Source organism: Staphylococcus pseudoxylosus (assembly GCF_044794325.1).
Lineage (GTDB): Bacteria > Bacillota > Bacilli > Staphylococcales > Staphylococcaceae > Staphylococcus > Staphylococcus pseudoxylosus.
In genome coordinates this window covers 638767-654790 of the sequence record NZ_CP085024.1, presented here as the reverse complement: position 1 = coordinate 654790, position 16024 = coordinate 638767, and the positions used below count along the sequence as shown (strand labels likewise).

Below are 16024 nucleotides of genomic sequence, written 5' to 3'. Positions count from 1 at the left end.
TATATGAGTTTACAAACACTTATTAAAAATGAATTAGAACCTTATTTAATAGAAATTGACGAAGGTTCACACTACCCTAGAACATTTATTCAAAATTTATTTAAAGAAGGCTATTTCAAAGAAGATGACTTAACCAACAATTTAGAAGTGGTAGAAGAAGTATCTAAATCATGCCTTACTACAGGGTTTTGTTTATGGTGTCAATTAGCATTTTCAACTTACTTGCAAAATGCTAAACAACCTCATTTTAATCAAGATTTACAACAGGCACTGCTTAGTGGAAAAGTATTAGGTGCAACAGGGTTATCTAATCCCATGAAATCATTTAATGATTTAGAATCATTTAATTTAAATCATTATTACAAAGAGAATCAATTATTCGTGAACGGTAAATTACCAGCAGTGAGTAATATAGGGCCAGACCACTATTTTGGTGCTATATCAAAAGCTGAAAACGGTGACGAATTAGTAATGTTTATTGTACATGCAAACCAAGATGGCGTTACTTTAGAGGAAAAATCAAATTTCTTAGGCGTTAATGGCTCAGCTACTTTTAAAATCGAACTAAACGATGTACTTATTCCAAAGAATCAAATTATCACTCATGATGCAAAATCATTTGCTGCTGATATTCGTCCTCAATTCGTTGCACTGCAAGTACCAATAGCATTAGGTTCTATTCGTGCTTCACTTGATTTGATACATCAATTTTCCGATGCACAAAACGGTATAAATAAATACTTAGAATACGATATTGATGATTTCGAATTACGTTTACAACAAATCAAAACAGACTTTTATCATTTAATCCAACGCAAAACTTTACAACATGATTTTGCTGAACTCATCAACCTAAAAAAACAAGCTGGCTACTTATTATTAGAAGTGAACCAAGCTTCTATGGTGAACGGTGGTTCTAGAGCTTATTCACCCAAAGCGCCACAAGCACGTAAATTAAAAGAAGGTTTCTTCTTCGCTGCGTTAACACCAACTTTAAGACATATAGGTAAATTGGAAGAAGAAATCAACGCTAAGCATATTACTTCAAAATAATAACTTTTTTCTTTATCGCTTGTACAATCAACTTTTTAAGTCAAAAAACCTCAACCATTTTTATGATTGAGGTTTTTATTTATGCTAAATCATTGTTTAATTTGCTATTTATCCTATGAACCATTCAATTGCACGTTTTATAGCCTTGTCCCAATAAGCATAATCATGCTCACCAGGTCCATCTTCAAATTGGTAAGATACATTTTGTGCATCCAAATATGCTATAAATTGTTTATTATCTTCGTAGAGTTGATCTTCTGTTCCACACATAATAAGTAACTCTGGTATTACTTTACTTTCAACTATTGCTTTATCTACTAAATAATACGGATCAAGTTCTGTATCCTGTGTCATTTTATCTACACCTGCAATTGCTTGGCCTGAAAAGTCATTCCAATCAATGTCTATAAAGGTTTGTGCATTAAATACAGATGATAATGGGCACGCTTTAGCAAAACGATGGCCTTGTGTTAAGGCATATTTTATCGTTCCATATCCTCCCATAGAATGCCCTGCAATAAAGTTATCCTCTCTCTTCTGTGATAACGGTAAGATTTGATGCGCATAATCTAATACTTCTAATACATAGTCAAAGTATTTATGACCAAATTTCATATTACTATAACCACTATGGTCAGCATTAGGCATAATCACTGCAATTTGATGGTCATTTGCATAACGCTCAATACTTGTATAGCGCAGATAAGATGTTTCATCACTTGATAAGCCGTGTAACAATAACATTGTCTTTAATTGTTTAGGCTCTATCTCCGTATTAAAATAACTAACGTCTTCAGGTAAAATTGCTATAAATTGGTGGTTCATACCAATGGTTTTGGATTTGTAATTTATCGTTAACAACGCCATCTCATTTCACTACTTTCATTACTGATTAATACCCTGAGGTCTATGCTTTTGTTTCTTCTGTGTTCTATTCGTAGGGTCTAATCGTTTTTCTAATAATCTTAATACAACATCTATTAAAATTGCAATTAATGCAATAGGTATCGCGCCAGCTAAAATAAATGTTGTGCCATCTGTAGCATTTGTTCCACGGATTACAATATCACCTAGGGTTGGTGCGCCTATAAATGACCCAACAGCGACAACTCCAATAGCTACAACAAGCGCAATTCTTAGTCCGCCTAAGATGACAGATAAAGCTAATGGTAACTCTATCATGCGTAAGACTTGGTTACGTGTCATACCCATACCTTTTCCGGCATCTTTAATATTTTCATCTACACCAACGATACCTGTAAAAGTATTTTTAATAATCGGTAATAAAGCGTATAAGAATACCGTTACTACTACTGTCGTTGTCCCTAGACCCATAACTAACATCAAAATAGCAAGCATTGCTATAACAGGTACAGTTTGTATAATATTCGCAATCGTAATAATCGTCCATGATAGTTTCTTATATCTAGCTATAATAATACCTAGCGGGATACCCACAATTGCTGCAAATAACACGCCATACACAGACATAAGTAAATGCTTAATAAATAAATCCCAAAGGTAGCCAAAGTTTACTGAATAATATTCGACTAATTGCTGTAATAAATTACCCTCCATTAGTTTTGACCACCCTTCTTATCATTTTCAAAATAGTTATGTTTTTTCAAGAAGTTTTCTGCAACAACTGCCGGCTCTTTGCCTTTACCATCAGCCTGATAATTAAGCTCTTGCATTTCACTTGTTGAAATCTTCTTATCTAACTTATTAATAATCGGTTTTAATTCAGGATATTTATCTAATAATTCATTTGTTGCTACCGAACTAGCTGCATAAGGTGGGAAAAAGCGTCTATCATCTTTCAACACTTTTAAATCATATGCCGCAATTCTCCCATCTGTTGAATACCCTACTGCTACATCTAGATTTTTAGAATTTAATGCATCATATACTAAACCAATTTGCATCGGTCTAACTGTATTAAATTTAAACCCATATTCTTTCGTAAACCCTGGGTAACCATCACCTTCACGATTTAACCATGAACTATCAACACCTAGTTTTAATTTATCACTATGTGCTTTCAAATCAGACACTGTTTCCAAATTATATTTTTTAGCTGTTTCTTTTGTAACCATAAACGCATATGTATTTGCAAAACCATATGAATTAAAGAACGTTTGATTAAATTTCTTTTGGAAACCTTCTTGGGTAGCTTTCATTGCTTTTTCTGGGTCTTTAATAGGATCTTCATTTAATGCACCTGTTAAGTCTGTACCGTTGTAACGAGCACCAGACATATTAGCATCACCATTTACAAGAGCGTTGTGCTGAATTGTACTCGATCCTAAGTTATTTATTAATGTTGGTTTAATCTTTCCATCTGTATCATGTTCTATTAAAAGTCTCAACATATGAGACATAATTTGTGATTCACTCGTCGCAAGCGCTGTAATCTTGACTTCGTTGTCTGAGCTATTTCCACCTAAACCGGGTAAACTACATCCAGATAACACCGTCAGACACAGTACAAGTGCGATACAATACTGTTTCAATCGTTTCATAATGTCCTCCTTAATTTATCTGGATACTTTTAATCCTTTTGGCACTGCCCATTTTTCAACTAATGATAGTAATAAATCTACAATTAATGCTAATGCTGTGACAAGCACTGCAGCACTTACAATCATCAATGGATCGTATAAGTTTAATCCGTTAAATACAAAGTCACCTAAACCGCCGGCACCAACATAACTCGCAAGTGTAGCCCAGCTGATTACATAAACTGATGATAATCGAATACCACCTAAAATCAATGGTAAGGCTAATGGCAATTCTACATCTTTCATTAATTGAAAACGCGTCATGCCCATACTGATTGCCGCTTCTTTAATATTACTATCGATATTTTTAACACCTAAAACAGTATTATTTAATATTGGTAAAAGTACATAGATAAATAAAGCTATGATTGCTGGTAATTTTCCCACGCCAAAAATTGGTATCATGACCGCAAGTACAGCTAATGTAGGAATCGTTTGTAATACACCAGCAACTGTAAGCACAATGTTTGAAGTTCTTTTCATCTTGGATAGAATTATTCCTAAAGGCACAGCTACTACAATGGCAATCAACAAAGCGATCATTGAGATATAAAAGTGTTCTACTGTTTTAGAAATCAGTTGACCACCATATTGCTCTATGAATTGTTTCATTATATATCAGCTCCTACATTATCGGGCTCTACAATTGCAGCTTCAGTAGCACTAGCATCTTCATCTAATTCTCCCCAAATACTGTCATAAACGATATCTACTAAGTTGGCTCTCGTAACTAATCCAATCAATGTTTTACCATCACTATCCACTACTGGCACGTTTCTTACATTTCTCTTAAGGATCGTACGAACAGAGTCTTGTAATTTACTATCTATTCTCACTCTATAAATATCACGTTGCATCATATCAATAAGATCCTTATGCGTTCTTAAACCTTGATTGATATCTTCAATATCTAAGTAACCTAATAATTTGCTATTGTTACCTACTACAAAAATAGTGTCGACACGACGTGCTCTCATAATTTCTACTGCTTCATTCAATGTACTATCTGCATGTACTGTAACTGGTTTAATCATCGCATCTTTAACCGTACGCATGTTAGGTCTATCTTGTATCAATCTATTTTGACCAATAAAGTCACGTACAAAGTCGTTTGCTGGATGACGTAAAATATTGTCAGGCGTGTCATATTGAATCACTTGACCTTCTGACATAATACAAATTTTGTCGGCTAGCTTGATAGCCTCATCCATATCATGAGTGACAAATATAAATGTTTTACCTAATTTTTGTTGTAACTCTTTAACTAAATCTTGTAGCGTATCTCTAGTAATTGGATCCAAAGCCCCAAAAGGCTCGTCCATCAGAATAACATCTTGTTCAGCTGCCAATGCTCTAACAACACCAATACGCTGTTGTTGACCACCAGAAAGTTGTGATGGATATCTATCTAAAAATTCTTCAGGTAAGTCGACTAATTTAATTAATTCTTTTGCCTTTTTTTCTTTCTTTTCTTCTGACCATTTCAATAACTTAGGTACTAAAACAATATTTTCTCTAATAGTCATATGTGGCATCAATCCGATTTGTTGTATAACGTAACCAATTTTTCTACGCAATTCCACTGGATTCATTTTACGGACGTCTTTACCATTAATTGTAATTTGGCCTTCAGTTGCTTCTATCATCCTATTTATCATTCTTAAGGCAGTTGTCTTACCACTACCACTCGTACCAATAAATGCTATAAATTCACCAGATTCAACCTCTAATGAAATATTATCCACAGCTTTTTTACCGCCGCCATAGACTTTAGATAAGTTTTTAATACTTAACATGGGTCAATTCCTTTCTATGTACATATTCAATTTCAACTATTTCTAATAAATTTAGGGCTACCTGTGGATGTTATACAAATCCTAAAATAAGTAAAAACATGAGCACATATAGCCCTAATTTATTCATGTTTCGCTAAATACATCTAAATAAATAGCCATTTTGCTTAGATATTTTATCAACCTATATATAACAAGATACATCAATTAATAAAATTAAACAATTTATAATAGTGAACTTTGTTTCTTAACACATTCAAAAAACCTTTTATTCAATGGTCTAAAATTTATTAACAAATTTTATTTTCGTTTGATTCCGATATGATGTCCAAGCTCTTCTGGTTGATGTTGAATCAATGCAATATCAGCATAAAATTCAACTGATTTTCTAATAGATTCTGGAAATGGTTTCGGTTTATTAGATTTCGTATCCATACCCATTAGCATCACTTCATATGTCGCACATCTGTCATTTTGTTCATTTTTTAATGTCATAAATACGTGTAAACGCTTCGCATCAAAATCAAACAATTCCACTGTGACAGTAATAGACTCATTTAGTTTTATTTCTTTTAAATACATCACATGATTTTCAAGTGTGAATATAGTATATTTCAATTGCTCAATCGCTTGTAAATCTAACCCCAAATTAGCTAACCACGCGTCTGTTGCATCGCTGAATACTCGATTATACTCAGCATCATTCATATGACCATTATGATCTACCCAATTTTGTTTTACCGTTGTCGTATATTCAAATAATGATTGGGTCATATTAATACACCGACTGATTATTACTTTTTTTCATTGAAGGCGTCTCTTCTGGCCAATATGTTTCTGCAAGTTGTTTCACTTTAACTAAAAATTCATTGCGTTTTTGGTCAAGCTCTGACATGGTTTGTCCTTGTGATGAAGATTCACATCCATTGACGACTTCATCATAAAGTTCTTGTGTTAATTCAGGAGCTATTAATTTTGTCCAAGGTTTTTTCAATGCAGGGCCAAATTGTTTTAACATATGACGCATACCGCCCTCACCGCCAGCTAAATGGAATGTCATAAACGGACCATATTGTGCATAACGCAACCCAGCTGCATGGGTGAATGCTTTATCTACTTCTTCTGTAGTAGCGATGCCATCATTGACTATATGCAACGCTTCTCTCCATAAAGCCTCCATTAATCTGTCAGCTACATGTCCTTCAATTTCATGTCTCACATGTAGTACATCCATACCAATACTTTCGTAAATTGTTTCAGCTTTTACAGTTGTTTCTTCTGTAGTTAATTTACCAGGAACAATTTCAACTAACGGTAAAATATATACAGGATGGAATGGATGTGCTACTACTAGTCTTTCTGGATGTTGTAAATGCTTTTGTAATTCTGAAGGCATGATACCTGATGTACTAGAACCTATTATAGCATCTGGTTTTGCATAAAAATCTATCTCAGTTAATACTTGATCCTTTAATGATTCAATTTCTGGCACATTTTCTTGAATATGATCTGCATCTTTAACTGCTTCTTCTAAATGAGGAGTGAACGTTAAATTTTCTAAAGATGCATTTTCTGCTAAGCCAAGTTGTTCAGCATATGGCCAATTTTGTTTCACTTGTTTCAACATACTTTCAAATGCATTTTCACTCGGATCTGTTGCGATGACCTCATGTCCATGTGCTAATATTCTTGTAATCCAACCGCTACCGATTACACCTGTACCTACAACTGCAAACTTCATTTTGTACCTCCTTGTGGCGATCTAAGCTGATACTTTTCACGCGCCTCTGCCGGTGTCATCGGCTCAATATCTAAAGCTTTGAGTATTTCTACTGCTTTTTCAACAAGTTGTTCATTAGATGCTTTTACACCTTTTGCTAAATATAAATTGTCCTCTAAACCAACACGAACGTTACCACCACGTTTTGCTGCTTCCTCTACTGTTGGAAATTGCATTCTTCCAATACCAAATGCAGACCATTCTGCATTTTCAGGTATACGTGTTTTAAAATATTCGATGGTTTCTGGATCATTTTCAGCGCCCCATGGAATACCTAAACAGAATTGGAAGAGCGGTGTACCTTCAATAAGTCCTTCATTTATCAATTGTTTTGCAAAAGAAATATGACCACTATCAAAGCACTCTAGTTCTGGTTTAACACCTGCATCCTTGACCAATTGAGCTTGTTTCCTCAACCAATCTGCAGGACTCAAATAAATAGCGTCGCCCATATTGACACTACCACAATCTAATGTACACATTTCAGGTAATAACGTGCCAACTGGTTCATGTCGTTCATCAGGGGTTTGCATATCGGATCCTTTTTCTGCTTTATATGGATCTTCGAGGCTTGGAATGAAATCTCCGCCTCCACCTGATGTGATATTAATAATGATATCTTCATCTGCTTCTCTAATTAGTCTTACTGCTTCTCTAAAAAACGCCACATCATGACTAATTCCCCCTGTTTTAGGGTCTCTCGCATGAATATGTGCTACAGTAGCACCAGCCTTTGCGCATTTAATTGCAGAATCAGCAATTTCTTGTGGCGTCACAGGGACATGCTTATTTTTATCTACAGTATCTCCAGCACCTGTCAATGCTGCTGTTAGCATAACTTTTTTCATTTATATAAACCTCCAAGAGCGTTTTTAATACATCGGTTAGTGTACCAACTGGACGGTTTAGTTTCAACCCCTTGAAAATTTTAAAAAAGGAATAATCAACTTCAAATTGTCGATTATCCCTTTAGTAACAGTACTTAACGTAGTTTATTAATTTTATTATTTTTTTATAAATTACATATACTCAAAAATATAATTTAGTCATTTTTATCAATTTGAGTATATTCCGTCAATCTGTCCAAGACTTTTTCTCTCATCGATTCATCTAAATTATCTAAACCGAAAATTTCTGACAACCACAATCCATCAACTGCCAACCTTATTATAGTTGCGTCTACTTTATCTAGACCATCATTTTCAATATTGTGTTGCCATTCTTTGTATGTGTCCTGTAATGGTAATAGTAAATTACTGTTTATGCCTTGGGCAGCAAGCATACCAGATGTAATCGAACCGTTTTCAGCACGATGTTCACGAGTTGCTTCGATAAAGGCACGAACCCATTTACCGTCCCCATTATTATCTTTTTCTACATGTTCATTAACATTATTGCGATATAGTTCATCTGCATGGTCAACGAGTCCTTGTATTAACGCAAATTTATTTTGAAAATGATACAATAAGCCACCTTTACTGACACCAGCTTTTTTAGCAACAGCATCTAAAGTTAAATATTCACTACCTTGTTCATCAACGATAGTTGCAGCTGCCTGTAATAATTGTATCCGTTTGGAAACTCTTGGCATTCATACACCTTCTTTCTCAATGTACTATCTGACCTGTTGTCTCGTAGTATTTTATATTCGAGCAAACTATATATGATAAACGAAAAAGTTGCAACTCTATCTTTCTATAAATTCTAAATTAAAGACATAAGTATATTATCATATTTCTAATATAATTTATGATATATACGCAACCATGACGTATGGCATCATAAAGATAATTAAAGGCCGAGACCTTAAATTCAAGCCCCAGCCTAAGCACTTTATACACTTTGAGAATTATTTATCATTCATGCCTTTCCCATTTAAAATATGATCTATATATTTCAACACGCGCTTCTCACGTGTCGAAGCCCTTTTAGCCTGTCCTATGAAGTACATATATTGTCTTTGTCTACCAGGAGTTAATTGATTAAATGCTTTTTTCAGTTCTGGCATTTCATCTAATTTCGCTTGTAATTCTACTGGCATTTCGTAGTCTTCTGTTTCTTTCATAGGTACTTTTTTGCCTGATTTTTCAATTCTTATGGCTTCTTCAATATACCATTTAATTTCTTCTCTACGTATTTCTATTTCTTCTAGACTTTCAAAGCGTAATTGTCTAGCTGCTTGTACATTTTTAGTTTGTTGAATCAATGTGTGATAAGGATCTTCCATAATAGCACCTTTTTCAAATAACAGGGCACAATAGTGCTTGAAGTCTTGTACAATCACTACGTTTTTATTATCTAATGTATAACAAGGATGCATCCATTTATAATCTTCAACTAATTCAGTTTCTGTAATAATTTCACGCATCAATTTAAATTCATCTTGCCACTGTTTTAATCCATCAATAAATGCATCTACTTTTATATGATTTTGTTGATTTGTCATAACAATTGCACCTCATTATATTTTCTATTTATTTTTATTCTACTATAAAGCACTCTACTTCCGCTATGATGGATCATTTTCTTTTTAAACCAAGTTTTCCGATTGATCTACTATGAATTAAGTGCAAATTATGTTATGATTTTTTTATTATTTTTACAACTACATCATATATAGAGGTGATTGAATGCAACAAGCAACAAATTTAAAAAAAGTGTTAGGTTTTACAGATGTTTTGGGAATTGCGATTGGTCAAATTATCGGAGCTGGTGTCATGTCATTAACTGGTATTGGTATACAAATGACAGGTAGTGGTATAACACCAGCATTTATTTTATCTGCTGTTATCACGTTACTGACCATGTTTCCAATAGCAATATTAGGTTCAACATTACCTACTACTGGAGGTATGTATCAATATACTAGTCGTTTATTGTCCCCTAAAACAGGTATATTTTGGCTAATGTTGTTTATGTTTTTACAAATCACCTTGTCCTTATATGCGCTGTCGTTTGCGCAATATTTAGAAGGGCTTTTTCCTGGTGTACCTGTTAGAACTGTCGCCTTCTTATTGTTAACGATTTTATTTATCGTGAATATCGTTGGCATAAAGTCTGCATCCATTATAGGAAATTTGATGGTAATCACTTTAATTATAGCTCTATCTTGTTTCATCATCTTCGGTATGCCACATGTTAATTTTGGCGTATTTAATTCAAGCTCAATGTGGCCAGATGGATTTACAGGATTCTTCACTGCAGTCGGTTTAGTTTCTTTTGCTACTGGTGGCGCGCAAGTTGTTGCTGAATTAGGTGGAGAAATGAAAAATCCAAAAAGAGATATACCAATCGTTATAATTGTAGCTACTATTTTTGTTGGTATATTATATGCCTTTATTGCATCAATTGCAGTTGGCGTTTTACCGATTCCCGAAGTAGCAGGCAGACCTTTAACAAGCGTAGCAAAAGAAATACTGCCTACCCCTATTTTTATTTTCTTTATGATTGGAGGGGCAATGTTTGCTTTAGCTACAACACTTAATTCAACTTTCACATGGGTAACTAAAAGTTTATTAATCGCAATTCATGATGGTTATTTGCCTAAAGCCTTAGGGCACGTAAACAAGCGGTTTGGCACACCACATTGGTTGCTACTTATTTTTTATATTATTGGCGCACTTCCTATCGTTACGGGGATGTCACTAAATGTTGTTGCTCAATTAGGTACAGGCATATCATTAATAGTATTTGCATTTCCTGCATTAGCAGTAACACAATTACCCAAAAAATATCCTGAAGCCTATAAACAATCACCTTTTAAAGTGCCCTATCCTGTACTAATCGTTATAGCAATTACTGCTATAGTTGTTTTACTATATCAGTCTTATTTATTAATATCTGATTTGAAAATTGGTTATATGATAGGTACTTTAATATATATTCTAATTTCAGCCGCTATAGCACAAGTTTCACATACTAAAGCTAATTTAAATATAGATGATATACGCATAAATTCAACTCAACTTTCAGAAAAAGCAAATTAACGAATTATCTTTGGCAGGAAGCAGGTTAGAAATCATAGTATTCTATTATGGTTCCTAACCTGTTTCTTTTTCTTTGTTATACATTTAAAAAGCTATAATTTCCTTCCGTCTATTTGTTTTACTTATTATTTAATATAAGTAAATTAATATGAAATAATACAATAATAATCACTTAACAATATTCAACTTTGTTACAATTATCTATAATCATTACAATTTAATCAAATGATGATCAATTTTTTGTAAGCGCTTTAACTTAAGGGGGAAGTAAAATGCAACAAGAAAGTATTTGGTTAACAATTGTAGGCCTAGTGATTATTATTTCCATTGTAGGCTTATTAATTGCGCAACGTATTAGTCCTGTAGTTGGTATGATTTTAATACCGAGTATTGGTGCATTACTTTTAGGATACAATGTTGGGGATTTAGTAAAATTTTTCAATAGTGGATTGGATCAAGTTATAAACGTTGTTATTATGTTTATTTTCGCTATTATATTCTTTGGTATTATGAGTGACAGCGGTATGTTCAAGCCACTTGTAAAAAGGTTGATATTACTCACTAGAGGTAATGTCATAGTAGTCTGTATCGTTACTGCTTTAATAGGTATCTTCGCACAACTTGATGGTGCTGGAGCAACAACTTTTTTATTATCTATTCCTGCGTTATTACCACTTTATAAAGCTTTAAATATGAATCGCTATTTATTACTACTTTTATTAGCACTAAGTGCAGCTATAATGAATATGGTTCCTTGGGGAGGGCCAATGGCTCGTACAGCTTCAGTATTAAATGTCAAAAATGTTAACGAACTATGGTATGGCGTTATTCCTGTTCAGTTAATCGGATTTGCGCTTGTATTATTATTCTCAGTATATTTAGGTATTAAAGAAAAATCACGTATTAGTAAAAAGATTAATAATGGGGAAGTACCTGATACGCAACATCTAGATATTCATAAAATTGTAGATAATTATGAAAAAGATCAAGCTGTAAAATTCCCAGTACGTGGTACTGCAGTTGATAAACCTTGGATTATATGGATAAATGGAATACTAACGATTATTGTAATCGTTATGATGTTAACTAATATCGCACCACCAGAGTTTGCTTTCTTGATTGGCGTTGCAATCGCATTGGTTATTAATTTCCCAAATGTAGATGAGCAAATGAGCCGCTTAAAAGCACATGCACCTAATGCATTAATGATGGCTGCCGTAATTATAGCAGCAGGTATGTTCTTAGGTGTTTTAAATGAGACAGGTATGTTAGAAGCTATTGCCGTCAACTTCATAACAATTATTCCAGACGCAGTCGGACCTTACTTACATATCATCGTGGGTATCTTTGGTGTGCCACTTGATTTACTTACGAGTACGGATGCTTATTATTTTGCCGTACTTCCAATCGTAGAACAAACTGCGAGTCAATTTGGTGTTCCTTCGATTTCTACAGCATATGCAATGCTAATAGGTAATATTATTGGAACCTTTGTTAGTCCATTCTCGCCAGCCTTGTGGTTAGCAATTGGCCTTGCAGAGGCAAATATGGGGACATATATAAAATATGCCTTTTTCTGGATATGGGGATTTGCTATTATCATGTTGATTATCGCTGTATTAATCGGCGTAGTAGCAGTCTAAATTACTTATATAAATTTTAACTTTCAAACTTAAAATGGGGACAACTATCCGATACTAAATTTTATTTAGTAGTTCGGATAGCTGTCCCCATTATTTATCTGTAAACTATTTTATTTAATCAATTTCATCGATTTTTATGATGACTCATTAGCTATATTCGCAACTCATTTTTGCACATTATCATATATAAACTTTACGTCTGAGCTTTATTAAATTTCGCGACATTTTTTAAACTAATGATTAATATAAAGGCTAATAAGGCAATCGCAGCACTAAAGTAAGTTGTTGCAAAGACATCTACTTTTGAAACAACTAAACCACCCACTATACCACCAATACCGATGCCTGCGTTTAAACTAGACATGTTCCAACTCATAACTTGGCTCGTATCACCCTCAACATGTTCGATGATGCCACTTTGTACAGCAGGATTGGTACTCCACTGCATGATATTCCATATAAAGATAACCATCAATAATAGACCTGTGCCCGGTAAGAAAACATTTAAGATTAACATCATAATGATAAAAATGGTTGTCGCAATCGTTAACCAACGTTTACTTGTGAGTTTATCTGATAAGAAACCTCCCATTGATGTACCTATTACACCCGCTACACCGTTAATCAACAATGCGATAGACACAAATGATAAATCATGGCCACTTTTCAGCATCAATGGATTAATATAAATAAATGTCACTGAATTGGCAACGAGTAGTAAAAACGTTATACTCAAATATTTTACAATTTCTGCCGGTCTTAATATTTTAGAATAACTACTTATACGTTGCGTTGTTTCTGTACCTGTTTTAGGCGTTTCAAATTGTGGCTGTGGTACATAAAAGTACATTAGTATACCCACTAGCACGCTAACTGCTACGATAAATAAGAATGTATATCTCCACCCTACTAAGTCACCTATAATTGTCCCAATAGGTACACCAAACACATTAGCACCACTAAATCCTGAATATACAATACCAATCATTTTCCCACGGTGTTGTGGCGCTGTTAATAAGGCCGTTAACGCTAATATTTTAACCACGATTAACGCTGCCGCAGCAGATGATAAAATACGTCCAATCACCAAGATTGAAAAATTAGGCGCCATAGCAATAATTACGTTCCCTATAATAAAAGTTGCTAATGCCCATAATAAGACTGGTCTCGGTGAAAAGCGATTAGTTAATTTCACTAATATTGGACCAGCTATAGCAAACGTAATCGCATATAGAGTTACTAACTGGCCCACTATCGCTTCTGAGACATGTAAATCATTACTCATTAAATTCATAATACCAGCAACCATCATTTCAACCATACCTACTATAAATATACTTAAAATAAATGTTGCAATTCTCATCACTGACATAGATTCGCTCCTCCCTTTTATAAATTTTTATTTTTACATAACCATTATATTATAAACCATTCGTCAACACGTTTGAACATTTTAAAATAATAATGGTTATCCCTATGTAGTAAGAAGTTAAGAAATCCATTCGTCTTTGGATTGTTAAATTTAAGTACCTATAAAGAAGCGCTAAAAAATACCAACAAAACACTTAGCTTTGTTGGTATTCCGTCTCAACTATAAGTATGATAAACACACCTTTAATTTGCGTACACCATTATATTTTTGGAAAAGTAATTTTAGTAATAATCAAATAGACTATTTTAACACTGTTATATATTATCTTTCTTTTGTATGCATATGGCGTCCAATCAGTTGATCTCGGTGATTAAAGAATTGTTTATAGCTTAAGTAAGTCGCAATTAAAGCTGACATAATCGTCGCAGTTGTATGGATAAATACAACCATCAACTGAAACTTCACTGCCTCTAAGGGCGCAACACCGCCTAGTATCAAACCAGTCATCATACCAGGTATAGAGACAATACCATATGTTTTAACAGAATCAATCGTAGGTACAATAGCTGTTTTAATACTGTTTCTAATCGTTGCCTTAGAGGATAATTTAGGGTTAGCACCTAAAGCCAATTTAGCTTCTATTTGACTCATTTCTTTTACAAACTCTTTATCTAAATTTTGATAGGCTAAATTGATGGCTATCAGCCCATTACTTCCCAACATTCCTGCTATCGGTATAACTTCATTCGGTTTAAACTGTATCGCACCAGTTAAGATTACGCCAACTAATGGCAAGGCAACACCAACGAATATAGCTATAAATGAAATCCAAAACACATGATGCATGACTGACGAAGCCCTACTTATTGTATTCCAAGAAGCATTTATAATAATTATTAATACAAATGTAAGCAGTAGCCACTTTTGGTTTACTCCAAAAATAAAATGTAAGAGATACCCCAATATAACAAGTTGGACCACTGCACGTAATGTAGCAATTAATAAATCTTTAATTATATGTAATTTTTCTTTATAAGAGACGATAATAGGAAATAGCAATAGAAGACCGGTTAATGCTAACGCAGTTGTACTCATGATAAATCATCCTCCTGTGCAATTCGACCTTCAACGACTTTAATTCTTTTCTTAAAGTGCCTACTACTTTGTTCATTACTATGAGTAATCCACAAAATAGAGACACCTTCTTGGGCCATATTAAAAATTAGTTTTTCAATTTTTTCACTATTTTTCTCGTCAAGTGCACTAGTCGCTTCATCTAATAATAACATCTGTGGTTTATACATTAACTGCCTTGCTATGGTTATTCTCTGTCTTTCACCACCGGATAAATGATCTATCCTTGTATTGAAATTGTAATGACCCAAACCAACGGACTTTAATAAATATTTGGCTCTTTTGCGGTCAAATTTATCATTACGCACTTCTGCTGGAAAAGCTAAATTCTCTCCTATAGTTCTATCAAACAAGTCACTCTCTTGTAATAGATAACTAATTTTCATACGCAACGTTTCTGGATCAATCTCTTCGTAAGGTTTACCATTTAAATATATTTCACCTTCTGTCGGACTAATTAAATTATTAATCAATCGCATTAATGTACTTTTCCCGCTTCCTGAAGGTCCTACAATCGCAATCGTATCCCCTTGCTCAATTTTCAAAGAAATATTGTTGATGATGTCACGGTTATCAACATGATATGAAACATTTTTCAGTTCTAACATGCTTCGTCCTCCTAATATTTGCTTTACTCATCATTATTCCCTAACACATGATGTAAATAACTATTTTCTAGAAAATATAACTTAACAACACATT

Annotated in this window: 16 protein-coding genes; 3 read left to right on the top strand and 13 right to left on the bottom strand. The window is 33.8% G+C overall.

The window, feature by feature from the left end; genetic code table 11:
• Window positions 1-3: 3 nt before the first annotated feature.
• Window positions 4-1053, top strand: a complete 1050-nt coding sequence (locus LG295_RS02895) for an acyl-CoA dehydrogenase family protein (protein WP_325999375.1) — start codon at window positions 4-6, stop codon at window positions 1051-1053.
• Window positions 1054-1161: 108 nt separating this feature from the next.
• On the opposite strand, the gene LG295_RS02890 is transcribed toward LG295_RS02895, so the two are convergent.
• The 10 genes from LG295_RS02890 to LG295_RS02845 form a co-directional block, all read right to left on the bottom strand.
• Window positions 1162-1920 (bottom strand): alpha/beta hydrolase family protein, encoded by a 759-nt coding sequence (locus LG295_RS02890; RefSeq protein ID WP_325999377.1) that lies wholly within the window; start codon window positions 1918-1920, stop codon window positions 1162-1164.
• An 18-nt stretch (window positions 1921-1938) separates the two neighbouring features.
• Entirely contained in the window at window positions 1939-2631 is a 693-nt protein-coding gene (locus tag LG295_RS02885; RefSeq protein ID WP_107530037.1) for an ABC transporter permease, read from the bottom strand.
• The gene (locus LG295_RS02880) at window positions 2631-3575 is read right to left on the bottom strand and encodes an osmoprotectant ABC transporter substrate-binding protein (RefSeq protein ID WP_107530038.1); all 945 of its coding nucleotides are present in this window, start codon (window positions 3573-3575) and stop codon (window positions 2631-2633) included. The genes LG295_RS02885 and LG295_RS02880 overlap by 1 nt, the downstream gene beginning before the upstream one ends.
• 15 nt (window positions 3576-3590) lie before the next feature.
• Window positions 3591-4226, bottom strand: a complete 636-nt coding sequence (locus tag LG295_RS02875) for an ABC transporter permease (protein ID WP_017722793.1) — start codon at window positions 4224-4226, stop codon at window positions 3591-3593.
• On the bottom strand, window positions 4226-5410 hold the full coding sequence (locus LG295_RS02870) for a betaine/proline/choline family ABC transporter ATP-binding protein (RefSeq protein WP_107530039.1): 1185 nt from the start codon (window positions 5408-5410) through the stop codon (window positions 4226-4228). Before LG295_RS02870 ends, LG295_RS02875 begins: the two co-directional genes overlap by 1 nt.
• 297 nt (window positions 5411-5707) lie before the next feature.
• A complete protein-coding gene (locus tag LG295_RS02865) occupies window positions 5708-6181 on the bottom strand; it encodes a thioesterase family protein (RefSeq protein WP_107530040.1) in 474 nt (157 codons plus the stop codon).
• 1 nt (window position 6182) lies between these two features.
• The gene (locus LG295_RS02860) at window positions 6183-7148 is read right to left on the bottom strand and encodes a 3-hydroxyacyl-CoA dehydrogenase NAD-binding domain-containing protein (RefSeq protein WP_107530041.1); all 966 of its coding nucleotides are present in this window, start codon (window positions 7146-7148) and stop codon (window positions 6183-6185) included.
• Window positions 7145-8035: a 3-keto-5-aminohexanoate cleavage protein gene (locus LG295_RS02855; protein ID WP_107557610.1), complete on the bottom strand. Its 891-nt coding sequence runs from the start codon at window positions 8033-8035 to the stop codon at window positions 7145-7147. Before LG295_RS02855 ends, LG295_RS02860 begins: the two co-directional genes overlap by 4 nt.
• Before the next feature lie 194 nt (window positions 8036-8229).
• A complete protein-coding gene (locus tag LG295_RS02850; RefSeq protein WP_107530043.1) occupies window positions 8230-8778 on the bottom strand; it encodes a TetR/AcrR family transcriptional regulator in 549 nt (182 codons plus the stop codon).
• 258 nt (window positions 8779-9036) lie between these two features.
• A complete protein-coding gene (locus tag LG295_RS02845) occupies window positions 9037-9633 on the bottom strand; it encodes a YdeI family protein (protein WP_107530044.1) in 597 nt (198 codons plus the stop codon).
• Between the two features lie 184 nt (window positions 9634-9817).
• Here LG295_RS02845 and LG295_RS02840 point away from each other — a divergent pair, with 184 nt between their 5' ends.
• Together LG295_RS02840 and LG295_RS02835 are read left to right on the top strand one after the other, a co-directional pair.
• A complete protein-coding gene (locus LG295_RS02840; protein ID WP_318832651.1) occupies window positions 9818-11173 on the top strand; it encodes an APC family permease in 1356 nt (451 codons plus the stop codon).
• A gap of 272 nt (window positions 11174-11445) precedes the next feature.
• Window positions 11446-12816: a CitMHS family transporter gene (locus tag LG295_RS02835; RefSeq protein WP_107530046.1), complete on the top strand. Its 1371-nt coding sequence runs from the start codon at window positions 11446-11448 to the stop codon at window positions 12814-12816.
• Window positions 12817-13009: 193 nt separating this feature from the next.
• On the opposite strand, the gene LG295_RS02830 is transcribed toward LG295_RS02835, so the two are convergent.
• From LG295_RS02830 to LG295_RS02820, 3 genes are all read right to left on the bottom strand, one after another.
• Complete coding sequence (locus LG295_RS02830) at window positions 13010-14188, bottom strand: MFS transporter (RefSeq protein WP_107530047.1); 1179 nt, start codon at window positions 14186-14188, stop codon at window positions 13010-13012.
• Between the two features lie 321 nt (window positions 14189-14509).
• Complete coding sequence (locus LG295_RS02825; RefSeq protein ID WP_107530048.1) at window positions 14510-15283, bottom strand: ABC transporter permease; 774 nt, start codon at window positions 15281-15283, stop codon at window positions 14510-14512.
• On the bottom strand, window positions 15280-15930 hold the full coding sequence (locus tag LG295_RS02820; RefSeq protein WP_107530049.1) for an ATP-binding cassette domain-containing protein: 651 nt from the start codon (window positions 15928-15930) through the stop codon (window positions 15280-15282). The genes LG295_RS02825 and LG295_RS02820 overlap by 4 nt, the downstream gene beginning before the upstream one ends.
• Between the last annotated feature and the right edge of the window lie 94 nt (window positions 15931-16024).